Here is a 20,329-nt window from a genome sequence, read left to right as displayed (position 1 = left end):
GCCTTGGGTTCTACAAATGATCCTCTTTCAAAATACGCAAAAGTGACTCAGATACGGATTGGAGCGGTGCGAACAATTTCAGTTGATGCAGCATACCTTTCACGATGACTTGTCTAGGTTTTTGTTTGTTTAATTCGTTTTCTAGAATGCCGAGTGCTTCAAATAAATCAGGCTCGTCTTTCACTTCATAATGTGCTTCAGCTTGCTCTCTTAATTCTTTTAAAAGAGATTCTGTCAGCGGGTCGAATGACCGTTCATAAATAGGACCAAACCAATCGCTCGCTTGATCTACAGAGATGAGCGGAAGATCATGTCGCGCCATCATACCGCCCATCAAATCATCGATACGGTGAATCATCGTTGCGGCTAGCTCCTCAGCCTCCAGCTGAAAATCATATAAAATCGCAAGCTCGAAATAAACGTGGCTCATGCCCTCAATTGTCAAACAAAGATCAGCCATATAAGGAATCGCTGCATCTCCATATACCTGCTTAATGTTATCAATGTGAAGCTGAATGGTGGCAAGTCTGATTTGTTTTGCGAGCTGCTGCGTTTCTTCATTCATTGGCAGTGCTCGATCGCTCAGCTGCATTTTAATAAAATCCTTTTGCTGCAAAATATTATCGTAGTAGACAGTAAGCTGCTTGCGGTAGGCTTCCTTTGGTGTGCCGCCCTCTGTTTGAACCTCGTGGATTCGGGTAAATACCTTATCGTAATAGTAATGTAAGATTGAAATGAGCAGTGCTTCCTTTGATTTAAAATAAAGATAAAAAGCACCCTTTGACATGTGGCATTCATCCGCAATTTCCTGAACAGACGTTGTATTGTAGCCTTTACTGGCAAACAATTTCATGCCAGCCTCAATGATCATTTTCTCTTTCTTTTTCAATATGAATGTCATCCTTTCTTACCGAGAGACAAATGTCTTAGGAAACGTGCGCAAAGAGATGTGACTTATCGGTCATAAACGACGAAAGTTTTCAAAAATTAATCAGATTGTAACTTGTTTTTTACAGTGTAATTCTTTATATTATAAAGTAAGGTGACCAACTGGTCAAAAAATGTGAAAGGATGATGTTCCATGAGAGAAATCGATGATATGATAAGACGCTTGCGAACAAAAGGAATTCAAGTAGAAAAAGTCAAAATGCCGAAAGAGACAACCATTGAAAAGAAATGGATGTATCAAGCCGGCAAGAAAATCAAAGCCACATACCGTGATTTCAATGGGTATTCATTCATCTAAAAAGACTGCGGTCAAAAACCTACAGTCTCTTCTTTGGTACCGTGATCGTATAACGTACACCTAGATCATCATTTTCAATTGATATAGACGCTTGATGCATGGAGAGAATTTTTTTGACAATGCTTAATCCAATACCGAATTCGCCCTTTTTTCCCTTACTAAAAGGTTCGTATAGGCTGGATAGCATATGTTCTTCAATTGGAGGACCGTCATTACGAATGACAATGCGTATTTGATCCTCTTCCTGTTTCATTTGAATATCAATTTTCCTTTTTGCGTAGCGAAGTTGATTTTCTAGGACATTTTCAAATAATTTGCTCCATTGTTCTGGATCGCCTTCAAGAGCAGCCTCATCATCTAAGTCCACGTTCCACTGTAATTCATTTTTCGACCAGCGTATTCGGTCGACCACTTCCAGCATCGTATTACTGAGTAGGAAGGAAGCATGTGCAGGGTGTTGATTTGATAAATAATCAAGCTTTGTTAAGTACAGCAAATCCTTGATTTTCTTCTCAAGCTTTTCCGCTTCACCTTCAATGACTTCCACTGTTTGTTCAAGATCTCCCTTAGGAAAAATACCATCTTTAATCGACTGCGTATAGCCGCGGATGACCATGACAGGTGTCTTTAAGTCATGTGATATATTTTGCAAAAGAGTCCGTTCTGTTTCATCCTTTTGAATGAGTTTTTGTCTCATTTCTTCAATGGTATGACCAAGCTTTCCAATTTCATCTTGCCGGTCAACGATGACAGGATCGTCCCAGTCCTCTTGTGCAATCCGCTTCACGTGTTTTTCAAACGCAACGATTGGACGGGATAAGTAGCGGGCAAGCCAAATCGATGGAATCCAGCTTAATAAAATAACGGTGCCCAAGATAAAGATCAGCTGTTTAAACAGCGTAAAGGACAGGTCATCTCGATAAGAGTCTGGCGCATAAGACAAAAGAATATATTGTGTATTGTCTGTTGATACTTTTTTGATGACAAAAAAGATGTGCTGGCCATTCACCTCTTCAGAATAGCGTTTCGTTGCGCTTTTTTGTTTTTTCACAAAGGCTTGGATTTTCTCAATAAAGGCGTGCGGGAAAAACTGCCCCATTTGGTTTAATTCATCTGACGGAATCAGAATGTGTTGCACCGAGCGGTTTTCCGGTGTCGACTTTGGCGAGCCGTCTCGGTTTAACGGATATTCTGTGAGCACCTGCTGTTCATTTTCGATATTTTTATAAATTTCATTCGTGAAAAAATTTCGTAATGTATTGGAAAATAGGATGATCAGAACAATCGAGATGGTGAGCAAAATACCAGAGATGACGATCCAAATTTGAAAAGCGAGTGGTTTGTTCTTCATCCTTTTAGCATCCTATAGCCAAATCCATAGATGGTCTCGACCTTTAAGTCGGGCATTTTTTTGCGCAATCGTCTGACAAGGTCATCCACCACACGATCTGTCCCGAAGTAATCGTGTCCCCAAATTTTGATGAGGATATCTTCACGAGAAAAAGCATGTCCTTGATGATGTGTAAATAAAAGCAGCAAGTCAAATTCCTTAGAAGTTAAGTTAATCAGCTGATCTCCTTCATACACCTCTCTTACATCCTCATGAATGACATAAGAGGAAACAGGTGTAACACTTTGCTGCTGCGGAGTATCGCTGTTTTTATACACAAGCTCAAGCAGCTTTTGCACCCGAATGATCAGCTCGCGCGGAAGAAATGGTTTCGCAATATAATCACTGCTTCCCAGCTCTAAACCGAGGACACGATCAATATCAGCGTCGCGTGCTGAAATGAAAATGACCGGTACGTCAGGTGATGCGGCTTTGATTTCTTTAATCAGTGTGTAGCCATCTGTATCAGGCAGCATGATATCTAAAATCCATAGATGCGGCGGTTTATTCATTGCTTCGCGTGCCGCTTCTCCGGTTAAAAAAGAGGAGACATTCCAATTTTCACTTTCTAAATATTTGGTTAAAAGTTCGTTTAAGTTTTGTTCATCTTCCACTAAATAAATGGTGTACGACAAAGTCTTCCACATCCTCTCAACGTCATTATAACGGGATACAAAGGCGGCATGTCAACAATCACATGCTTTTTTCACAATTTCACATATTCTTCTCATTATTATCCCATAATGTTTGTTTATGATAAGCTCAAGGGAAAAAAGGGCATAGACAAAAGGCAGATCAATAGGTGCTTTTCACGAATGTGCGCACCTTGCTTTTTTTCTATGAATAAGTATTATATAATTTGACATATTGTCATGTAGTATTTTCAATGATGTTGCCATTAAGAGGACATGAGTCCGATCTACACATATGAATCAAGCAAGTCATGAACATGATGTAAAGGAGTGTAAGCGATGGATTTCCGAAGAGAAGATGAAGAGAAGAAGTTGAATCAACAAGAAGATGTACATCAAGAGAATGAGAAACAAATAGACGAACCTGAAAAAGAAAAGGAACTCGTTTTTCAACCTCATGAGAACGAAGCTTCTGCCACTCAGGAGAGTGTGACAAACCATTCTCCTCAAATGGAGGATGACCGTGTGTCGAAAAAGGAGAAAAAGCGGAAAGCAGCATGGCTCAGTCCGATCCTTGGAGGAATTATTGGCGGAGGCCTTGTGCTTGGCATTACACCGCTTTTGCCGCAGTCACAGAACACAGCAGCAAACACTCAAACGCAAACAGCGTCAAGTGAAGCGGCAGCCTCTGAAAATTTCTCAACAAAACAAATCACCAATGCCACGAATGTTTCTGATATGGTAGAAGATTTAGAGCCAACCATTGTGGGAGTCTCAAACTATCAATCTACCCAAAATTCGTTTGGCCTTAGCGGTGATTCAACAGAAGCTGAAGCTGGAACGGGTTCTGGTGTCATCTTTAAAAAAGATGGCAAAAAAGCGTACATTATTACAAATAACCACGTAGTCGAGGGTGCCAATAAATTGAAGGTCACACTTTATGACGGAAAAACAAAAGACGCGAAGCTTGTCGGCAGTGACGTGATGACAGATTTAGCTGTTGTCGAAATCAATGCAGACGGCATTGATAAAGTGGCGAGCTTTGGTGATTCTTCTAAGCTCCGTGCTGGAGACAAAGTGATTGCAATTGGGAACCCGCTTGGTGCCCAGTTCTCTGGTACTGTGACAGAAGGGATTATTAGTGGTCTTGATCGTACAGTTGAAGCGAACACATCATCTGGTACGGTGGAAATGAATGTACTGCAAACAGATGCAGCGATTAATCCAGGAAACAGCGGTGGACCACTTATCAATACAGATGGTCAAGTCATTGGTATCAATAGCTTAAAAATTAGCGAAAGCGGTGTGGAATCACTCGGCTTTGCGATTCCAAGTAACGATGTCAAACCGATTGTAGATGAGCTGTTGAAAAACGGAAAGGTTGAACGTCCTTATCTTGGCGTACAAATGATTGACCTTGAGCAAGTGCCTGAAACGTATCAAGAAAATACGCTCGGCCTATTTGATAAACAAATCGGCAAAGGGATTTACGTAAAGGATGTATCAAAAGGATCACCTGCACAAAAAGCAGGCTTGAAGTCTGGAGATGTCATCATCAAGTTTAAAGGGAAAAACGTGGCGAACAGCTCTCAGCTGAAAGAAATTTTGTACAAAGAAACAAAAGTCGGCGATAAAACGACAATGACTGTTATTCGTGAAGGGAAAAACAAGAACCTAGACATTACCCTTGGACAGTCTGAAACTGAATAAATGAAAAAAACAGGTGGACGTTAAAGGTCTACCTGTTTTTTTATGCTTATTTTCTTGAAGAGAGTGTACGTAATATGATCTTTTCCCACATGCTCCAAGGCAGGAGCTGCTTTGCTGTGAATGAAAGCCGCACTCCTTGCCCAATCGGATATCTCAGCTTTTTCAGCCGCTTCTTCTCGGCTAATCGAATCACAAGGTCTGCGACTTCAAGCGGGTCCCCGTAGTTTGATTTCTGGGCATTGATATGAGCCATCATTTTTTGATAGAGGTGTATGTATTTCGAGCCTTCCTCTGGCTGCAACATGTGCTCGTTCATAGACGTATTCCAAATATTCGTTTGGAAAGAGCCTGGCTCGATCAGGGCTGCCTGTATACCGAACGATGCCAGTTCAATGCGCAAGCTCTCTGTGTAGCCCTCTAAAGCAAACTTGGAGGATACATAAGGAGAAAGTGCGGGCATTCCCATTAATCCGCTGATGCTGCTCATATTGAATATCTTTGCACCATTTGTCATCAGCGGAAGGACGGCTTGTGTCACTTCCATGACTCCGAAGACATTGACATCAAATTGCTGGCGGTACGTGTCAACAGGAACCTCTTCAGCAAAACCCGCATAGGCTGTTCCAGCATTGTTGACAAGCAAGGTAATGGGGGCGTAAGTATGCAACTTTTTCTGAAATGCTTGAATTGACTGCGTGTCTGTCACATCTAATGCTTCAATATGTATCGCTTCGGCTAACGAGGCTTGCTCGATTTCTTCAGCAAGCTTTTTCGCATTTGCTTCCTGCCTGACACCTGCAATCACTGTATAGCCTTGCTTGGCGAGCCCTATCGTGATGAGCTTGCCAAAGCCGCTATTGGCACCAGTTACAATGGCTGTCCTTTTCATCATCTCGTACCTCCTTTTTGTTTCAATTTACCATAGACCGCTCTTTTATTGAATAACGAAAAGAAGGATGGAGAAGAATAAAAAGCGATGATAAGAAATAGGAGGAAGCGCATGATGTGTTGGAAGAAGGCGGGACAAATAGGAGTGCTGCTTTTTATGCTGTCTGGCTGCCAATCGATTGAGCCGCTCCAGCAAACAAAGGAAGCGGAAGCAGAGAGTCTCTCAGCGGTTCAAATGAAGGAACTTCCATTTGAGCATCTCCACCTGCATGTTCAATACGGGCAGAAAAGCGAATTATACGAAGCCACCTATCGTCAGGCGAAAGGAAAAGAAGAAGCACTGATTCGTGATCATATGAACGGTGTCCGCTATGAAGGTGAAGAAGCTTTACGCGAGATGAAGATGAAGCTAAATGATATGTCGATTCCTAGTGCGAAGATCAATGAAACGTATGTCAATGAGCTATTAGCTGCTTTTAATTTAGACGATGATTATCAGCGAATTCAGGTCGATATGAAGCTTGAAGATGGGACCAAACGTACATTCCAAAAGAAGAAGTAAAACGGAACTTTCTCATTTTTTAATTGAAAATGATTTTCAAAATCACTTAAATCTGATACACTAAATTGAGATAAGTGATCTTTTGCGTCTATATATAGACGATATTTCATATAAAAAATTTGCATGAGAAAAGGAGCGTTTGAGCGGAATGAGTGCCATTTCTACTGAAGGTTTAAGCTTAGGCTACGGAGAAACAATGATCATAGATGAACTAAATGTATCGATCCCTAAGGGTGAAATCACAGTATTTATTGGCAGCAATGGATGCGGTAAATCCACGCTACTTCGCTCTTTGGCCCGTCTTATGAAGCCAATGGGTGGGTCTGTCCTGCTTGAAGGTCATTCCATTGCCAAATTACCAACAAAGGAAGTAGCGAAACAGCTCGCTATTCTTCCGCAAGGACCAGAAGCGCCAGAAGGATTAACCGTGCATCAGCTAGTGAAGCAAGGCAGATATCCTTATCAAAATTGGCTGAAGCAGTGGTCAAAGCAAGACGAAGAAGCAGTGAATCGTGCACTGAAGTCAACAAAGATGGAAGACCTCGCTGATCGAACGGTCGATTCATTATCAGGTGGACAAAGGCAGCGTGCATGGATTGCGATGACGTTAGCGCAGGAGACGGATATCATTTTGTTAGATGAGCCGACGACGTATTTAGATATGACGCATCAAATTGAAATTCTCGACCTTCTGTTTGACTTAAATGAAAAAGAGCAGCGCACGATTGTCATGGTTCTTCATGACCTGAATCTCGCATGTAGATATGCTCATCACCTTGTAGCGATTAAAGACAAGACGATTTATGCAGAAGGAAGACCAGAAACGGTCATTAATTGTGATCTTGTGAAAAATGTTTTCGATATGAACTGCCAAGTGACAACAGATCCTTTATTCGGAACTCCATTATGTATTCCGCACGGCAGAGGACGCTGTATTGTGCAGCAAGCGCAAGCGGAGACATTTCTCGCTGCAAGATAATTGTATGTCAAAAGCCTGACATCTGTTACGTACAGAGTCAGGCTTTTTTCTGAAAAAGGAGCGGAAGATCAATGGGAAATGAACTAGATGAAAAGCTGGAAGGCTTGCTTGAGAAATATACTGAGCTACTGCTTGGCGAATCAACAGACGCACTGAAACAAGATGTGAAACAATGGGTGATCTACTCTCATATCGCAAAAAGTATGCCGACTCTAGCAAAGCATTTTAATGAATCGTATCCAGAGGCTAAGGAAGAAATCAAAGAAACCATTCAGCGAATCAAACAAATGAACGAAGCTCATCGAGCGAATCAAGATCGTTAAAAAACTGCCAGCTCCATACTGGCAGTTTTTCTTTATGACATCTGTGATGGTCCGTATGGAGATTGTTCTGTCAGTGTTTGCTGAAATTTCTGGTGCGCCTGCTGGAGCTTTTGCTGTTCAGCGGCTTCAACAGAATACCAGCCGTATTGGAACATGACATCATATAAATGTCTTTGTGTTTTCTGAGTTTCTAGCGCAATTCGCTGAATATCCTGATAAAGAGATTCATGACTGAATTCATTGAGCGCTGTGTTGTATCCGCTTGTCATATATTTTTCAGTCGACAAGAGATCTGTGACAAAATCACGATCATTCATGTTTGTTGTCGTGGGAACCGGAGTTTGAGGATTCCCGATTTTTTGTTGGTTTTGTTGTTCCATGTTTTTTCCTCCTATTGCATAAAGCCAGTAGACTGGCCTTGCCCTGAGCTGCCTAAATGCTGAAGAATTTGTGTGTAATGCTGATGGTGCATTTGGCCCACTTGATTTAATTCTTGTTTCAATGTTTGATCCTGGCAATGCTCGGCCATAAAGTGAGCCTTTTTCATAGCGATCAAGTTCCAATTCAGCATATCCTCTAAGTACAAGGAATCTTTCACTGAAATGACTTGCGGGGGCATATTCATTTGCTGATTGTTCAAGGTGTGTTCCTCCTTACAATTTTGTTTCCTTACTGATTTTTTTTATATTGTTGATTTTGACTAGTCTTTTTGCCGCCTAGGTCTGCTTCCTGTGATGGACCTGCGTTTCCTTTTACACTTGCAGCACTTACGCCTGCTTTCGATGGGTTTTTCTTCAAACGAGACATGTGGACATCACCTCCATTCTTACAATGCCCTCTCATCTTTAATTCATACGCCGCAAAGTAAGGCACATGAGAATGTGTAAATTTTTGAAATCCGCTCTTGAACTGTTTCGGAAAATCTTTTAAGATAAAGAAAGAGGCATTGCTTTTTTTTGGACAAAAAATGAATGACTGTTCATTCAAAATGTTTAGGGGGATATTTATGGGCAAACATATTCGCAAGGCGGCTGTCATTGGTTCAGGTGTCATGGGCTCAGGCATTGCTGCGCATCTAGCCAATATCGGGATACCAGTAACATTGCTAGATATTGTGCCAAACGAACTGACAAAGGAAGAAACGGCAAAAAAGCGAACGCTTGATCACCCTAGTGTTCGGAATAGATTAAGTCAAGAAGCGATGAAAAAATTGTTAAAGCAAAAGCCAGCACCTCTTACTTCAGCAAAAAACCTATCATACATCACACCGGGAAATCTCACAGATCACCTTTCCTTATTACATGATGCTGACTGGATCATTGAAGTCGTCACTGAAAAGCTCAGCATCAAACAACATGTATTCTCTCTCATCGACGAACACCGCAAAGAAGGCAGTATCGTATCAAGTAACACATCTGGAATTTCGGTTGAAAAAATGGCAGAAGGCCGATCAGAGGATTTTAAACGCCACTTTTTAGGTACACATTTTTTTAACCCAGCTCGTTATTTAAAGCTTTTAGAAATCATTCCTATTCAAGAAACAGGTCCAGAAGTACTCCAATTTATGAAAACGTTTGGCGAGGATGTACTTGGTAAAGGCGTCGTTGAAGCGAAAGATACGCCGAATTTTATTGCCAATCGTATTGGTACTTATGGACTCCTTGTGACAGTGCGTGAAATGCTTGAAAACAAATACACCATTGGAGAGGTGGATTCGGTCACAGGACCCCTCATTGGAAGACCGAAAAGTGCGACCTTCCGTACACTTGATGTCGTAGGGCTCGACACGTTTTTCCATGTAGCCCGCAACGTATATGACCAAGTAGAAGGAAAGGAAAAAGATATTTTCCAGCTGCCTGAGTTTATTGAAAGAATGCTTGAAAAGGGATGGATTGGCAGCAAGGCAGGGCAAGGATTTTATCAAAAAAATGGGAAGACCATTTTAGAACTTGACCCTGTGACGCTCACATACGGAGAACGAACGAAGCTGAAAGATCCAGGCATTGAGATGGCGAAGCAGCAAAAGGGAACGAAAGCGAAATTGAAAGCGCTTATTTATCAAGATGGTCGTGCAGGACAATTGCTCTGGAACATGACGGCACCTGTGCTCCTTTACTCAGCTCAGTTAACAGGCGAAATTGCGGATGATATTCAGTCCATCGATAACGCAATGAAATGGGGATTTGGCTGGCAGCACGGTCCATTTGAGCTCTGGGATGCAATTGGTGTGAAAAAAGCAGTCGAGCGCATGGAAGCAGAAGGTCACAGCATCCCGCAGTGGGTGCAAGACATGCTGTCAGAAGGACACGACACATTCTATCAAGAAAATGCTGATGGAGAGCGTGCGTTTTATCACAATGGGGCTTACGAACAGGAAAAAGGAAACGACAAGAATATTTCCTTAGCGAAATTGAAAAAGAAGAACGGCGTGATTTTCAAAAATGCTGGTGCGAGCTTGATTGATATCGGTGATGATGTCGCCTTGCTCGAATTTCACTCCAAAAGCAATGCCATTGGACTAGATGTCATTGACATGATCAATCGCGCTGTCGATGAGGTGGAACAGAATTATAGAGGGCTTGTCATCGGAAACCAAGGGAAGAACTTCTGTGTTGGTGCCAACCTTGCTCTCATTTTAATGGAGGCTCAGGACGATAATTTCTTTGAAATTGACTTTGTGATCCGCCGCTTCCAGCAGGCAATGATGAAGGTGAAATATAGCGACCGTCCAGTCGTTGCTGCTCCGTTCGGTATGACACTCGGAGGCGGAACAGAGGTGTGTCTGCCGGCAGCAGCTATTCAGGCGTCGAGTGAAGCATACATGGGTCTTGTCGAAGCGGGAGTTGGACTGATTCCAGGCGGCGGTGGAAACAAAGAATTATACCTTCGCCATCTGCAAGGATCAGCGAAGCCATCGCAGACCGCTATACAAGACGCCACGATGAAAACATTTGAAACAATTGCAATGGCGAAAGTATCCACTTCGGCAGAGGAAGCGCGGGATATGAACATGCTTCGCGCGAGTGACCGAATCAGTATGAACGGAGATCACTTGATCTATGATGCGAAACAACTTGTGCTCTCTCTTGATGAAGCGGGTTATCGTGCGCCGCTCAAGCAAAAGGTGCCCGTCATGGGCGAAACAGGCTATGCAGCAATGATATTGGCGGCTGAAAATATGAGATTGTCTGGATACATTTCAGAGCATGACATGACCATTGTTAAAAAATTAGCTCATGTTATTTCAGGCGGAAAACTGCCATTTGGAACAGAAGTAGAGGAGCAATACTTATTAGAGCTTGAAAGAGAAGCCTTTTTAAGTCTTGTAGGAGAAGTGAAATCACAAGCACGCATGCAGCACATGCTCGTCAAAGGAAAACCTTTACGTAACTAAGGGGGAGTCAAAATGAGAGAAGCAGTCATTGTCGCTGGCGCGAGAACACCAGTAGGGAAGGCGAAAAAAGGATCGTTAAAACATGTACGGCCTGATGATATGGGCGCATTGTGTGTAAAAGAAACATTAAAGCGTGCTGGTGATTACGACGGTCAAATAGATGATTTGATCATCGGATGTGCAACACCAGAAGCGGAGCAGGGGTTAAATGTGGCTCGGAATATTGGAGCGTTAGCAGGGCTTCCGTATACAGTCCCTGCCATCACCATTAACCGCTACTGCTCATCTGGTCTTCAGTCAATCGCTTATGCGGGTGAACGAATCATGCTCGGTCAGGCAGAAACAATCTTAGCCGGTGGAGTCGAATCGATGTCACAAGTACCAATGATGGGTCATTCCATTCGTCCGAATGCTCATTTGGCGGAGCAAGCACCTGAATACTATATGAGTATGGGCCACACGGCAGAGCAGGTGGCGCAAAAGTATCAGGTCACTCGTCAAGATCAGGATGCCTTTGCGGTAAGAAGTCATCAAAAGGCAGCCAAAGCATTACAGGAAGGGAAATTTTCAGACGAGATTGTATCCGTTGATGTAACAGAGCGGCGGGTAGGGGAGCAATATCAATTAGAAGAACATCAATTTAAGTTTTCACAGGATGAAGGCGTGAGAGCAGGGACAACGGAAGAGATTCTTTCTACTTTGCGTCCGGCTTTCTCGACAAAAGGCACGGTGACCGCAGGAAACTCTTCACAAACAAGTGACGGTGCTGCGTGTGTGATGATGATGGATCGTGAGAAAGCATCCTCACTTTCCCTTCAGCCGCTCGCCAAGTTCCGGGCGTTTGCTGTTGGCGGTGTACCGCCTGAGGTGATGGGAATTGGTCCAATTGAAGCCATTCCGCGTGCGCTGAAAATCGCTGGACTTGAGTTGAAGGATATCGGGCTGTTTGAATTAAACGAAGCGTTTGCCTCTCAGGCCATTCAAGTTATTCGTCATTTAGGGATTGATGAAGAGAAAGTGAATGTCAATGGCGGGGCAATCGCGCTAGGACATCCGCTCGGCTGTACAGGAACGAAACTGACACTGTCACTCATTCATGAAATGAAGCGGCGAAACGAGCAATTTGGCATCGTCACAATGTGTATCGGCGGGGGCATGGGAGCAGCAGGAATTTTTGAATTGATCTAAAGGGGGAAAACAGAATGAAAGCAATGGAAGAGGTAAAAAAGGGTGGAAGCTTCTTAATTGATGAGACGAATTATGAGCATATCTTTACACCAGAGGATTTCTCTGATGAGCATCAAATGATTGGAAAGACAACAGAGGATTATATTTTACAAGACGTTGTTCCATATATAGATCAAATTGAAAACCATGAATTTGAGCATTCTGTCAGGCTTCTCAAAAAGGCTGGAGAGCTTGGGCTGCTAGGAGCTGACGTGCCTGAAGAATTCGGCGGGCTCGGATTAGATAAAATCAGTTCAGCCATTATTACCGAGAAATTTTCCAGAGCAGGGAGCTTCTCGCTTTCCTATGGCGCCCATGTCGGCATTGGGTCTCTGCCAATCGTGCTGTTTGGAAATCAAGCGCAAAAGGAAACATATCTTCCTGGACTCGCTTCTGGAGAAACAATTGCAGCGTACGCCCTCACTGAGCCAGGATCAGGCTCTGACGCCCTTGGAGCAAAGACAACTGCGGTCTTAAATGAAGCCGGAACTCATTATGTGCTGAATGGGGAAAAACAGTGGATCACAAACTCCGCATTTGCCGACGTCTTTGTCGTATATGCGAAAATTGATGGTGAACACTTCTCCGCTTTTATCGTAGAAAAGGATTTTCCAGGTGTCAAAACGGGACCTGAAGAGAAAAAGATGGGCATTAAAGGTTCATCGACAAGAACGTTAATTCTCGAAGATGCTCAAGTGCCGAAGGAGAATTTACTAGGTGAGGCTGGCAGAGGTCATGTCATTGCCTTTAACATTTTGAATATCGGACGCTACAAGCTGGCTGTCGGAACAGTTGGTGCGTCAAAACGTGTCATTCAATTATCGGCAGAATATGCAAACCAACGTAAGCAATTCCAAACGCCAATTTCTCGATTTAGCTTAATTGGTGAAAAAGTAGCCAACATGTCGGCAAAGCTCTATGCGATGGAAAGTGCTGTTTACCGCACAGTCGGATTATTTGAACAGCGCATGGGTCTATTAAGTGAAGAAGAGCAAAAGGATGGCAAACAAATTGCCCAGTCCATTGCAGAATATGCGATTGAATGCTCTCTTTGTAAAGTACTTGGCTCTGAAACTTTAGACTATATAGCGGATGAGGGCGTGCAGATTCACGGCGGATATGGATTCATGCAAGAATACGAGGTCGAAAGAGCCTATCGTGACTCGCGGATTAACCGTATTTTTGAAGGGACTAACGAAATCAACCGTCTGCTTGTACCAGGCACATTCTTGAAGAAAGCGATGAAGGGAGAGCTTCCGCTGCTTCAAAAGGCGCAAACCTTACAGGAAGAGCTCATGATGATGATGCCGGAAGAGCCAGGTGATCAGCCGCTCGATCAAGAAAAATACTTGCTCGCCCATGCGAAAAAGATCGCCTTAATGGTATCTGGAATGGCGGCGATGAAGTATGGAAAAGCATTAGACAAAGAGCAAGAGATCCTTGTGAACATAGCGGATATCGTCAATGAAATTTTTGCTGCTGAATCGGCGATTCTGCGTACTGAAAAGGCAATCGCTGCATCAGGGCTAGATAAGAATACTCAAAAGCTTGCTTACACACAAATTTTCACGCAGGAAGCCTTCTTAAAAATTGAAGCTCATGCAAAAGAATCCTTGATCGCAATGGAAGAAGGAGATGCACTCCGCATGAGTCTGTCAGCTCTTCGCAAACTGACAAGATTCACCCCGATCAATGTCATCGCCAAAAAGCGCGAAGTGGCGAAACGAATCTTTGAAGCAGAGAAATATATCGTATAAGACGGCTTAAATGGTGCGGATATCATTCCGCACCTCAGCGTGTAGACAAACCCTCGCATTCGTTGTCAGGTCTGCGCTCCGGTGCTCACGAATGTCAAATTCGCTCCGCTCCGATGCTCGTCCTTCCTAGACTTCAAAGGTTTTCTATCACGCTGAAAAGAAGACAAAGGGCTAAAATAAAATCATTTTAGCCCTTTGTCAACAATCTGAGGTGCGGATATCACTCCGCACCTTTTTGTAAGCATACATTTAGGTTTTTAAAATATTTTGTGATAAAATGTTCTCACTACTTGCAGGAGGTGAAAATAGTGGCTTTAGATTTTTATGAATACCCATCTTGCGGTACATGCCGAAAAGCAAAAAAATGGCTGGAAGAACACAATAAAGATATCAACAGCATACATATCGTCGAAGAGACGCCTGATAAAGAAACATTAAAAGCGCTTTACGAAAAAAGTGGCTTAGAGCTGAAGAAGTTCTTTAATACAAGCGGACAGAAATACCGAGAGCTACAGCTGAAAGATCAACTTCCTGCAATGTCAGAAGGCGAGCAGCTAGAATTACTCGCATCTAACGGAATGCTGATCAAGCGCCCGATTACAACAGACGGTACACGAGTCACAGTTGGATTTAATGAAGATACATTTAAAAGCGTCTGGAAATGATGTAACTTTCATTCAGATTGTGGTATCTTCAATATAGATTGAAAGAAAAGACTGGAGGGGTATTGAATGAGCACACCAAAAGATTTACGTTATTCAGAAGAACATGAATGGGTCAAAGTAGAAGGAGATAAGGTGCGTATCGGTATTACGCATTTTGCTCAATCTGAGCTAGGCGATATCGTGTTCGTTGAGCTTCCTGAAGTAGGAGACAAAATTACAGCGGACGAGCCTTTCGGAAGTGTAGAATCAGTGAAAACAGTTTCTGAGCTTTACGCACCGATCAACGGTACAATCGTCGAAGTGAACGATGAGCTGGATGACAGCCCTGAATTCGTCAACGACTCTCCATACGAAAAAGCATGGATGATCGTGGTAGAGCCAGCTGATACATCTGAAATTGAGAACTTGATGACTGCTGAGCAATATGAAGAAATGACAAAAGAAGACTAATTCACGTGAAATTGGACACTCTACCTTTATGGGGGGTGTCCAATTTGTCTTTTCAAAAAGAACATGTGGATATAACAGATCATGTCACTGGACGATTCAAAGAAAGCGGCATGGTGCTGTATCATCAAAATGAAGAGATTGGCACGATGATTAGTGAAAACCAATATGAGTTAAAATCAGGTTATTCCTATGATCAAAATCGTTTTTATCGTCTGACGGATACATTGACCCACGGGACAGAAAAATATGTAGACTGTGATGATGAAAATGGCTGGTGCTAATCACAGATGAGGCTGCAGTGAGCATAAGCTGCAGTCTTTTTAGTGCAAGCGGCTAATCTTTACAACCTGAATGAAAAATTGTAATCTAAGGGAGAAGTGAACAACGTCAAAAGGGCCGGGTGATCGTGATGAATGTAGAGGTAGAAAAGGTCATCATTGTAGAAGGTAAAACAGACAAACAAAAGCTAAAAGAAGTCATAAGTGAACCTGTTACCATCATTTGCACCAATGGCACGATCAGTACATCGAAGCTGGATCAGCTCGTAGACGAATTATTGGGGAAAGACGTTTACATATTAGCAGACAGTGACGATGCAGGCGACAAACTGCGGAAGCAATTTCGAAAAGAATTCCCTGAAGCACTTCATCTTTTTGTCGACAGAACGTACCGCGAAGTGGCCGCTTCACCGTCAGCCCACATTGCATCTATCCTATTAGCTGCAAACATTGATGTTCATTCGAAATATTTATGAGGGTGGACGTATATGAAAGAGATTGAAGAACACGAATTCAAGGAGATAAAGGACGATTTATTTCTTTTATACTTATATACACCGTTTTGCGGAACATGTCAGCTGGCAAAGAAAATGCTGGCAGTCGTAGACACCATGCAGCCGGACGTACCATTTTACGAAAACAACTTAAACTACTCACCAGGCTTTGCGAAGGCTTTTGAGATCGAAAGCGTTCCTTGCTTTCTACTGTTTAAAAAAGGTGAGCTGGTGCAAAAAGGCTATGCCTTTCACTCCGTACCATATCTTCATGAAATGATTGAAACCGCTAAATAAAGCGGTTTTTTGTCATATTTCAAGCAATTCATCTGAAAATTTGTCGAGTTATTTATAAAGGACAAGCGAATGTTTGTAGAGAAATGTTATGTATAACCAAATGACAGGGAGGTTATACATGTGGAAAAAGTGAAAACCCATGGAAACACAGGGCAGCGATTATTGCTAAAACCGCTGCTCTCATCATCATCCTTGAAGATTACATTTGAGGCGGAAACAGACTCTTGTACATTGATTGTGGATGAGCGTGGTGAAGTGAAGAAACTACCTGCAATTGAGTTATCGGATCTCATCTTTTATGGTGAGAGAAAAGAAATACTTCAATTATTAGATGGAGATATGTCCTTACAGCAGTTAATTAGCAGGGGACAAGTGAAAGTAAAAGGGTCATTCCGTGCGCTCCTAAGACTAGAGGCGGTACTTTGGCTGACGAACGGTTTTTTTCGAAAAATGATAACTTAGTCGTTTACTTGGAAATTAGCGATTTACAGCGTTGACATATCTCCGGTAGCATGATATTCTACGTTAGTAAAAACATGAACATCACATAAAACAACATATTTTCTCTTATTAAGAGAGGTGGAGGGACGTGCCCTATGAAACCCGGCAACCGTCAGCATAGCTGAAATTGGTGCCAATTCACTCAAAGCCGCAATGCTTTGAAAGATGAGAGAAAGGCGTATTGAACATAAAAGGCCTTTCTGCTTGCATTGCAGTTAGGTCTTTTTTACTGACCTCACGTCAGGCACGAGGCATTACAGCAGGAAGAATAAATAACGTATGTGATGGCAACCTATAGATTCAGCAAGAAAGCAGGTGAACAGACTGTGATCCATTTACAGAATGTATCAAAAACGTACCACTCAAAAAGCGGAAATGTTGATGCCGTGAAAGACGTCAACTTGGATATTGATAAAGGTGAAATATTCGGAATTATCGGGTATAGCGGTGCCGGAAAAAGCTCGCTTATTCGCCTATTAAACGGTCTGGAGCTGCCAACAGCAGGAATTGTTGAAGTGGCAGGCAACCGGATCAATGAAGTATCGAATGCGAAACTTCGGAAAGCAAGACAAGAAATCAGCATGATTTTCCAGCACTTTAACCTACTTTGGTCAAGAACAGTGAGACAAAATATTATGTTCCCGCTTGAGATCGCAGGTGTACCTACTTCGAAACGGAGAGAGCGTGCGAATGAACTGATTAAATTAGTCGGTTTAGAAGGAAAAGAAAATGCGTATCCGTCTCAGCTTAGCGGCGGACAAAAGCAGCGTGTGGGGATTGCGAGAGCATTAGCAAATGATCCAAAGGTTCTTCTTTGTGACGAAGCAACGTCAGCGCTTGATCCGCAAACAACGGATTCTATCCTTGATCTTTTAGCAGATATCAATAAACGACTTGGGCTGACGATTGTGCTGATTACACACGAAATGCATGTCATTCGCAAAATTTGTCATCGGGTGGCAGTGATGGAGAATGGACGCATAGTCGAAGAAGGCGAAGTATTACGCGTCTTCAGACAGCCGAAGGAAGAAATGACGAAACGATTTGTCCAGCAGCTGGCTGAACCAGAGGAAGCGAAAGAAACAATCGAGCACGTCTTAGAGCGAGTAAAAGAAGGTCAGGTCGTACGGTTGTCCTTTATCGGAGATTCTGCTGAGCAACCGCTGATCACTGAAATCATTCGATCCTTCAATGTCGATGTAAACATCCTTCAAGGAAAGATTTCTCAAACGCAGGAAGGCGCGTTTGGAACACTCTTTATCCATATAAATGGAGAAGAGACCGAGGTAGAAAAAGCCATCGCCTATATCCAAAGCAAACAGGTTGAAATTGAGGTGATGACACATGTTTGAGAAATGGTTTCCAAACGTTGATCTAGACGTCATCTGGAGTGCAACAGGTGAAACAGTGTATATGACACTCATTTCATTGGCATTTGCTTTTGCAATCGGGATTATCCTAGGACTCCTGCTCTTCCTTACAGGAAAAGGCGGTCTTTGGGAAAATAAACCGATCAATGCTGTCATCGGTGCAGTCGTCAACATTTTCAGATCGATTCCTTTTATCATTTTAATTATTCTTTTATTAGGGTTCACGAAATTCTTAATGCATACAATTCTAGGTCCAAATGCAGCACTCCCTGCCCTTGTCATTGGGTCAGCTCCATTCTATGCACGTCTTGTCGAAATTGCACTGCGTGAGGTAGACAAAGGAGTCATTGAAGCAGCACGGTCAATGGGAGCGAAAACGTCGACCATCATTTTCAAAGTATTGCTGCCAGAATCATTGCCAGCCCTCATTTCAGGTATTACCGTAACAGCGATTGCTTTAATTGGCTCAACTGCGATTGCAGGTGCAATTGGAGCAGGCGGACTTGGTGACCTTGCTTATGTGGAAGGATACCAATCTGGTAATACAGATGTCACACTTGTTGCCACTGTGTTTATTCTCATCATCGTCTTTATTATTCAAATAATCGGTGATTTGATTACAAATAAAATTGATAAACGATAAGGGAGGATTTATTCATGAAGAAATTGATTTTAAGTGCACTATTTCTAGCATTTGCAGGCATCTTAGCTGCATGCGGTTCATCTAATAACGCAAGTGATAGCAAAACCATTACGGTTGCCGCTTCAAAAACACCCCATGCCGAGATTCTTGAAGAAGCAAAACCACTTCTAAAAGAAAAAGGCTACGATCTAAAAGTGAAAGTACTTAGTGATTATAAAATGTACAACAAAGCGTTAGCTGAAAAAGAAGTGGATGCAAACTTTTTCCAACATATCCCTTACTTAAATGAAGAAAATAAATCAAACAAAGATTACAACCTAGTTAGTGCTGGTGCGGTTCACCTTGAGCCTTTCGGTATCTACTCTAAGAAATACAAATCAGTAAAAGATATTCCAAACGGCGGGACGATCATCATGACAAACAACGTAGCTGAACAAGGCCGTATGCTTGCACTATTGCAAAATGCTGGTGTCATTAAGATTGATCCTAAAGTTGATACAATCAACGCAACAGTAAAGAACATCAAAGAAAACCCGAAGAACCTAAAGTTCAAAAAAATCGCTCCTGAACTAACAGCGAAAGCTTATGAAAACAGTGAAGGCGATGCCGTGTTTATCAACGTCAACTATGCGATTCAAAATAAATTGAATCCGAAAAAAGATTCAATTGAACTTGAGCAAACAAAGAACAACCCATATGCAAACATCGTGGCGGTTCGCAAAGGTGAAGAAAAATCAGATAAGATCAAGACATTAATGGAAGTTCTTCACTCTGATAAAATCAAAGAATTCATCGACAAAAAATATGACGGTGCTGTACTACCGGTATCTGAATAACAATGTGTTAACCTCGCTTTCATCAAAGCGAGGTTTTTTTGTGTATTTTTTCAAATCTCGCTCATAATAAAAATGTACAAATGACCTGAAGGGATGGAATGAAGATGAATGAACAGCATATGAGCGGATCCATGCAGCAATCACTGACTGATTATAAAACGGCAATGGGTGAATTTCAGAAGAAAATGCCGGTGTTTGGGAAGAAATTCAATGAATTCACGGAGCAGTGCTTTCAGAGCGATTCATTAACGCAAAAGGAAAAACAAATGATTGCCCTTGGCATCAGTATTCATGCACAGGATGAATACTGCATGATTTATCATACAAAGGGAGCGCTCGACCAAGGCGCGACAGAAGAGAATTTGCTAGAGGTCGTCAGTGTGGCGGCAGCGTTCGGCGGCGGTGCTGCACTAAGTCAAGGCATCACAGTTGTTCAGCAATGTATTGACGAATTTGGAGGACAGACGCATTAAGAGAAGGATAAGATGGCATTTATCCATATCAGGGAGTTGAGTCCTTCTCAGCCGATTGTGTGAGAAAATATGCCAGCATAGCGCGTCATATCCCTTTTGAGTGTAGCCACATGTCTTTGATACAATGAAGCTACACTCAAAGAAGGGAATGGTTTATTATTTGTTCGGACCATAGTACACTGGGATTGGATTATACCGCCGAGATGGAAAAGGC

25 protein-coding genes and 1 riboswitch are annotated in these 20,329 nt (G+C 42.5%); of the genes, 18 read left to right on the top strand and 7 right to left on the bottom strand.

Annotated features, from left to right (window positions below; translation table 11 throughout):
• Window positions 1-10: 10 nt before the first annotated feature.
• Window positions 11-889, bottom strand: coding sequence for a TetR/AcrR family transcriptional regulator (locus NSQ36_RS15425; protein WP_050944099.1), 879 nt, complete (start codon window positions 887-889; stop codon window positions 11-13).
• A gap of 192 nt (window positions 890-1,081) precedes the next feature.
• On the opposite strand from NSQ36_RS15425, the gene spxO reads away from it, so the two are divergent.
• Window positions 1,082-1,246 carry an anti-adapter protein SpxO gene (gene spxO, locus NSQ36_RS15420; RefSeq protein WP_003212782.1) on the top strand — a complete coding sequence of 55 codons (165 nt, stop codon included), beginning with the start codon at window positions 1,082-1,084 and terminating at the stop codon, window positions 1,244-1,246.
• Between the two features lie 19 nt (window positions 1,247-1,265).
• On the opposite strand, the gene NSQ36_RS15415 is transcribed toward spxO, so the two are convergent.
• Together NSQ36_RS15415 and NSQ36_RS15410 are read right to left on the bottom strand one after the other, a co-directional pair.
• Window positions 1,266-2,597, bottom strand: a complete 1,332-nt coding sequence (locus NSQ36_RS15415) for a HAMP domain-containing sensor histidine kinase (protein WP_050944098.1) — start codon at window positions 2,595-2,597, stop codon at window positions 1,266-1,268.
• Window positions 2,594-3,271 (bottom strand): response regulator transcription factor, encoded by a 678-nt coding sequence (locus tag NSQ36_RS15410; RefSeq protein ID WP_251190839.1) that lies wholly within the window; start codon window positions 3,269-3,271, stop codon window positions 2,594-2,596. The genes NSQ36_RS15415 and NSQ36_RS15410 overlap by 4 nt, the downstream gene beginning before the upstream one ends.
• A gap of 336 nt (window positions 3,272-3,607) precedes the next feature.
• Between NSQ36_RS15410 and NSQ36_RS15405 the strand changes: the two genes are divergently transcribed.
• Window positions 3,608-4,978 carry a trypsin-like peptidase domain-containing protein gene (locus tag NSQ36_RS15405; protein WP_309215924.1) on the top strand — a complete coding sequence of 457 codons (1,371 nt, stop codon included), beginning with the start codon at window positions 3,608-3,610 and terminating at the stop codon, window positions 4,976-4,978.
• Window positions 4,979-5,024: 46 nt separating this feature from the next.
• Here NSQ36_RS15405 and NSQ36_RS15400 read toward each other — a convergent pair whose 3' ends face one another.
• A complete protein-coding gene (locus NSQ36_RS15400; RefSeq protein WP_339206038.1) occupies window positions 5,025-5,870 on the bottom strand; it encodes an oxidoreductase in 846 nt (281 codons plus the stop codon).
• A 111-nt stretch (window positions 5,871-5,981) separates the two neighbouring features.
• On the opposite strand from NSQ36_RS15400, the gene NSQ36_RS15395 reads away from it, so the two are divergent.
• From NSQ36_RS15395 to NSQ36_RS15385, 3 genes are all read left to right on the top strand, one after another.
• On the top strand, window positions 5,982-6,428 hold the full coding sequence (locus tag NSQ36_RS15395; RefSeq protein ID WP_170965972.1) for a YusW family protein: 447 nt from the start codon (window positions 5,982-5,984) through the stop codon (window positions 6,426-6,428).
• Window positions 6,429-6,576: 148 nt separating this feature from the next.
• A complete protein-coding gene (locus NSQ36_RS15390; protein WP_003213584.1) occupies window positions 6,577-7,407 on the top strand; it encodes an ABC transporter ATP-binding protein in 831 nt (276 codons plus the stop codon).
• 71 nt (window positions 7,408-7,478) lie between these two features.
• Window positions 7,479-7,730 carry a YusU family protein gene (locus NSQ36_RS15385; RefSeq protein WP_339206037.1) on the top strand — a complete coding sequence of 84 codons (252 nt, stop codon included), beginning with the start codon at window positions 7,479-7,481 and terminating at the stop codon, window positions 7,728-7,730.
• A 32-nt stretch (window positions 7,731-7,762) separates the two neighbouring features.
• Here NSQ36_RS15385 and NSQ36_RS15380 read toward each other — a convergent pair whose 3' ends face one another.
• The 3 genes from NSQ36_RS15380 to NSQ36_RS15370 are packed head-to-tail and all read right to left on the bottom strand — an operon-like array spanning window position 7,763 to window position 8,537.
• A complete protein-coding gene (locus NSQ36_RS15380; protein ID WP_050944092.1) occupies window positions 7,763-8,110 on the bottom strand; it encodes a spore coat protein in 348 nt (115 codons plus the stop codon).
• 11 nt (window positions 8,111-8,121) lie between these two features.
• Complete coding sequence (locus NSQ36_RS15375; RefSeq protein WP_223250686.1) at window positions 8,122-8,355, bottom strand: hypothetical protein; 234 nt, start codon at window positions 8,353-8,355, stop codon at window positions 8,122-8,124.
• Between the two features lie 44 nt (window positions 8,356-8,399).
• Entirely contained in the window at window positions 8,400-8,537 is a 138-nt protein-coding gene (locus NSQ36_RS15370; protein WP_003212904.1) for a YuzL family protein, read from the bottom strand.
• 199 nt (window positions 8,538-8,736) lie between these two features.
• Here NSQ36_RS15370 and NSQ36_RS15365 point away from each other — a divergent pair, with 199 nt between their 5' ends.
• The 13 genes from NSQ36_RS15365 to NSQ36_RS15305 all read left to right on the top strand — a co-directional run bounded on the left by NSQ36_RS15365 (window position 8,737) and on the right by NSQ36_RS15305 (window position 20,115).
• A complete protein-coding gene (locus tag NSQ36_RS15365; protein ID WP_339206035.1) occupies window positions 8,737-11,124 on the top strand; it encodes a 3-hydroxyacyl-CoA dehydrogenase NAD-binding domain-containing protein in 2,388 nt (795 codons plus the stop codon).
• Between the two features lie 12 nt (window positions 11,125-11,136).
• Window positions 11,137-12,312, top strand: a complete 1,176-nt coding sequence (locus tag NSQ36_RS15360) for an acetyl-CoA C-acetyltransferase (protein ID WP_217012153.1) — start codon at window positions 11,137-11,139, stop codon at window positions 12,310-12,312.
• Window positions 12,313-12,326: 14 nt separating this feature from the next.
• Window positions 12,327-14,108, top strand: coding sequence for an acyl-CoA dehydrogenase family protein (locus tag NSQ36_RS15355; protein ID WP_003213312.1), 1,782 nt, complete (start codon window positions 12,327-12,329; stop codon window positions 14,106-14,108).
• Window positions 14,109-14,416: 308 nt separating this feature from the next.
• Window positions 14,417-14,773 (top strand): arsenate reductase family protein, encoded by a 357-nt coding sequence (locus NSQ36_RS15350; protein WP_339206033.1) that lies wholly within the window; start codon window positions 14,417-14,419, stop codon window positions 14,771-14,773.
• 66 nt (window positions 14,774-14,839) lie between these two features.
• Window positions 14,840-15,223, top strand: a complete 384-nt coding sequence (gene gcvH / locus NSQ36_RS15345) for a glycine cleavage system protein GcvH (protein ID WP_003213614.1) — start codon at window positions 14,840-14,842, stop codon at window positions 15,221-15,223.
• Between the two features lie 44 nt (window positions 15,224-15,267).
• Window positions 15,268-15,504, top strand: a complete 237-nt coding sequence (locus NSQ36_RS15340; RefSeq protein ID WP_044140883.1) for a YusG family protein — start codon at window positions 15,268-15,270, stop codon at window positions 15,502-15,504.
• Window positions 15,505-15,632: 128 nt separating this feature from the next.
• On the top strand, window positions 15,633-15,977 hold the full coding sequence (locus tag NSQ36_RS15335) for a toprim domain-containing protein (protein WP_034660691.1): 345 nt from the start codon (window positions 15,633-15,635) through the stop codon (window positions 15,975-15,977).
• Between the two features lie 12 nt (window positions 15,978-15,989).
• Window positions 15,990-16,292 carry a thioredoxin family protein gene (locus NSQ36_RS15330; protein ID WP_003213095.1) on the top strand — a complete coding sequence of 101 codons (303 nt, stop codon included), beginning with the start codon at window positions 15,990-15,992 and terminating at the stop codon, window positions 16,290-16,292.
• Between the two features lie 120 nt (window positions 16,293-16,412).
• Window positions 16,413-16,754: an SCP2 sterol-binding domain-containing protein gene (locus NSQ36_RS15325; protein ID WP_003212918.1), complete on the top strand. Its 342-nt coding sequence runs from the start codon at window positions 16,413-16,415 to the stop codon at window positions 16,752-16,754.
• A gap of 102 nt (window positions 16,755-16,856) precedes the next feature.
• A riboswitch (SAM riboswitch) is annotated at window positions 16,857-16,965 on the top strand.
• 154 nt (window positions 16,966-17,119) lie between these two features.
• Window positions 17,120-18,145 (top strand): methionine ABC transporter ATP-binding protein, encoded by a 1,026-nt coding sequence (locus NSQ36_RS15320; RefSeq protein WP_212045520.1) that lies wholly within the window; start codon window positions 17,120-17,122, stop codon window positions 18,143-18,145.
• Entirely contained in the window at window positions 18,138-18,806 is a 669-nt protein-coding gene (locus tag NSQ36_RS15315; RefSeq protein ID WP_024423401.1) for a methionine ABC transporter permease, read from the top strand. Before NSQ36_RS15320 ends, NSQ36_RS15315 begins: the two co-directional genes overlap by 8 nt.
• Before the next feature lie 14 nt (window positions 18,807-18,820).
• Window positions 18,821-19,642 (top strand): methionine ABC transporter substrate-binding lipoprotein MetQ, encoded by an 822-nt coding sequence (gene metQ / locus NSQ36_RS15310; RefSeq protein WP_003212678.1) that lies wholly within the window; start codon window positions 18,821-18,823, stop codon window positions 19,640-19,642.
• 104 nt (window positions 19,643-19,746) lie between these two features.
• Entirely contained in the window at window positions 19,747-20,115 is a 369-nt protein-coding gene (locus tag NSQ36_RS15305) for a carboxymuconolactone decarboxylase family protein (RefSeq protein WP_003212803.1), read from the top strand.
• The last annotated feature ends 214 nt before the right edge of the window (window positions 20,116-20,329 follow it).

Origin of the sequence: Bacillus sp. FSL W8-1143, assembly GCF_037965155.1 — a bacterium.
GTDB lineage: Bacteria > Bacillota > Bacilli > Bacillales > Bacillaceae > Bacillus > Bacillus pumilus.
The sequence above is the reverse complement of the archived record's forward strand: the minus strand, read 5'-3'. Positions and strand labels throughout refer to the sequence as shown.

What these genes read in the sequence shown, in the direction of transcription:
- NSQ36_RS15365 (WP_339206035.1), top strand. Translation starts at nt 8,737, where the DNA reads ATGGGCAAACATATTCGCAAGGCGGCTGTCATTGGTTCAGGTGTCATG.
- metQ (WP_003212678.1), top strand. Translation starts at nt 18,821, where the DNA reads ATGAAGAAATTGATTTTAAGTGCACTATTTCTAGCATTTGCAGGCATC.
- NSQ36_RS15370 (WP_003212904.1), bottom strand. Translation starts at nt 8,537, where the DNA reads ATGTCTCGTTTGAAGAAAAACCCATCGAAAGCAGGCGTAAGTGCTGCA.
- NSQ36_RS15315 (WP_024423401.1), top strand. Translation starts at nt 18,138, where the DNA reads ATGTTTGAGAAATGGTTTCCAAACGTTGATCTAGACGTCATCTGGAGT.
- NSQ36_RS15330 (WP_003213095.1), top strand. Translation starts at nt 15,990, where the DNA reads ATGAAAGAGATTGAAGAACACGAATTCAAGGAGATAAAGGACGATTTA.
- NSQ36_RS15385 (WP_339206037.1), top strand. Translation starts at nt 7,479, where the DNA reads ATGGGAAATGAACTAGATGAAAAGCTGGAAGGCTTGCTTGAGAAATAT.
- NSQ36_RS15305 (WP_003212803.1), top strand. Translation starts at nt 19,747, where the DNA reads ATGAATGAACAGCATATGAGCGGATCCATGCAGCAATCACTGACTGAT.
- NSQ36_RS15360 (WP_217012153.1), top strand. Translation starts at nt 11,137, where the DNA reads ATGAGAGAAGCAGTCATTGTCGCTGGCGCGAGAACACCAGTAGGGAAG.
- NSQ36_RS15355 (WP_003213312.1), top strand. Translation starts at nt 12,327, where the DNA reads ATGAAAGCAATGGAAGAGGTAAAAAAGGGTGGAAGCTTCTTAATTGAT.
- NSQ36_RS15395 (WP_170965972.1), top strand. Translation starts at nt 5,982, where the DNA reads ATGTGTTGGAAGAAGGCGGGACAAATAGGAGTGCTGCTTTTTATGCTG.
- NSQ36_RS15375 (WP_223250686.1), bottom strand. Translation starts at nt 8,355, where the DNA reads ATGAATATGCCCCCGCAAGTCATTTCAGTGAAAGATTCCTTGTACTTA.
- NSQ36_RS15400 (WP_339206038.1), bottom strand. Translation starts at nt 5,870, where the DNA reads ATGATGAAAAGGACAGCCATTGTAACTGGTGCCAATAGCGGCTTTGGC.
- spxO (WP_003212782.1), top strand. Translation starts at nt 1,082, where the DNA reads ATGAGAGAAATCGATGATATGATAAGACGCTTGCGAACAAAAGGAATT.
- NSQ36_RS15335 (WP_034660691.1), top strand. Translation starts at nt 15,633, where the DNA reads ATGAATGTAGAGGTAGAAAAGGTCATCATTGTAGAAGGTAAAACAGAC.
- NSQ36_RS15390 (WP_003213584.1), top strand. Translation starts at nt 6,577, where the DNA reads ATGAGTGCCATTTCTACTGAAGGTTTAAGCTTAGGCTACGGAGAAACA.
- gcvH (WP_003213614.1), top strand. Translation starts at nt 14,840, where the DNA reads ATGAGCACACCAAAAGATTTACGTTATTCAGAAGAACATGAATGGGTC.
- NSQ36_RS15380 (WP_050944092.1), bottom strand. Translation starts at nt 8,110, where the DNA reads ATGGAACAACAAAACCAACAAAAAATCGGGAATCCTCAAACTCCGGTT.
- NSQ36_RS15405 (WP_309215924.1), top strand. Translation starts at nt 3,608, where the DNA reads ATGGATTTCCGAAGAGAAGATGAAGAGAAGAAGTTGAATCAACAAGAA.
- NSQ36_RS15415 (WP_050944098.1), bottom strand. Translation starts at nt 2,597, where the DNA reads ATGAAGAACAAACCACTCGCTTTTCAAATTTGGATCGTCATCTCTGGT.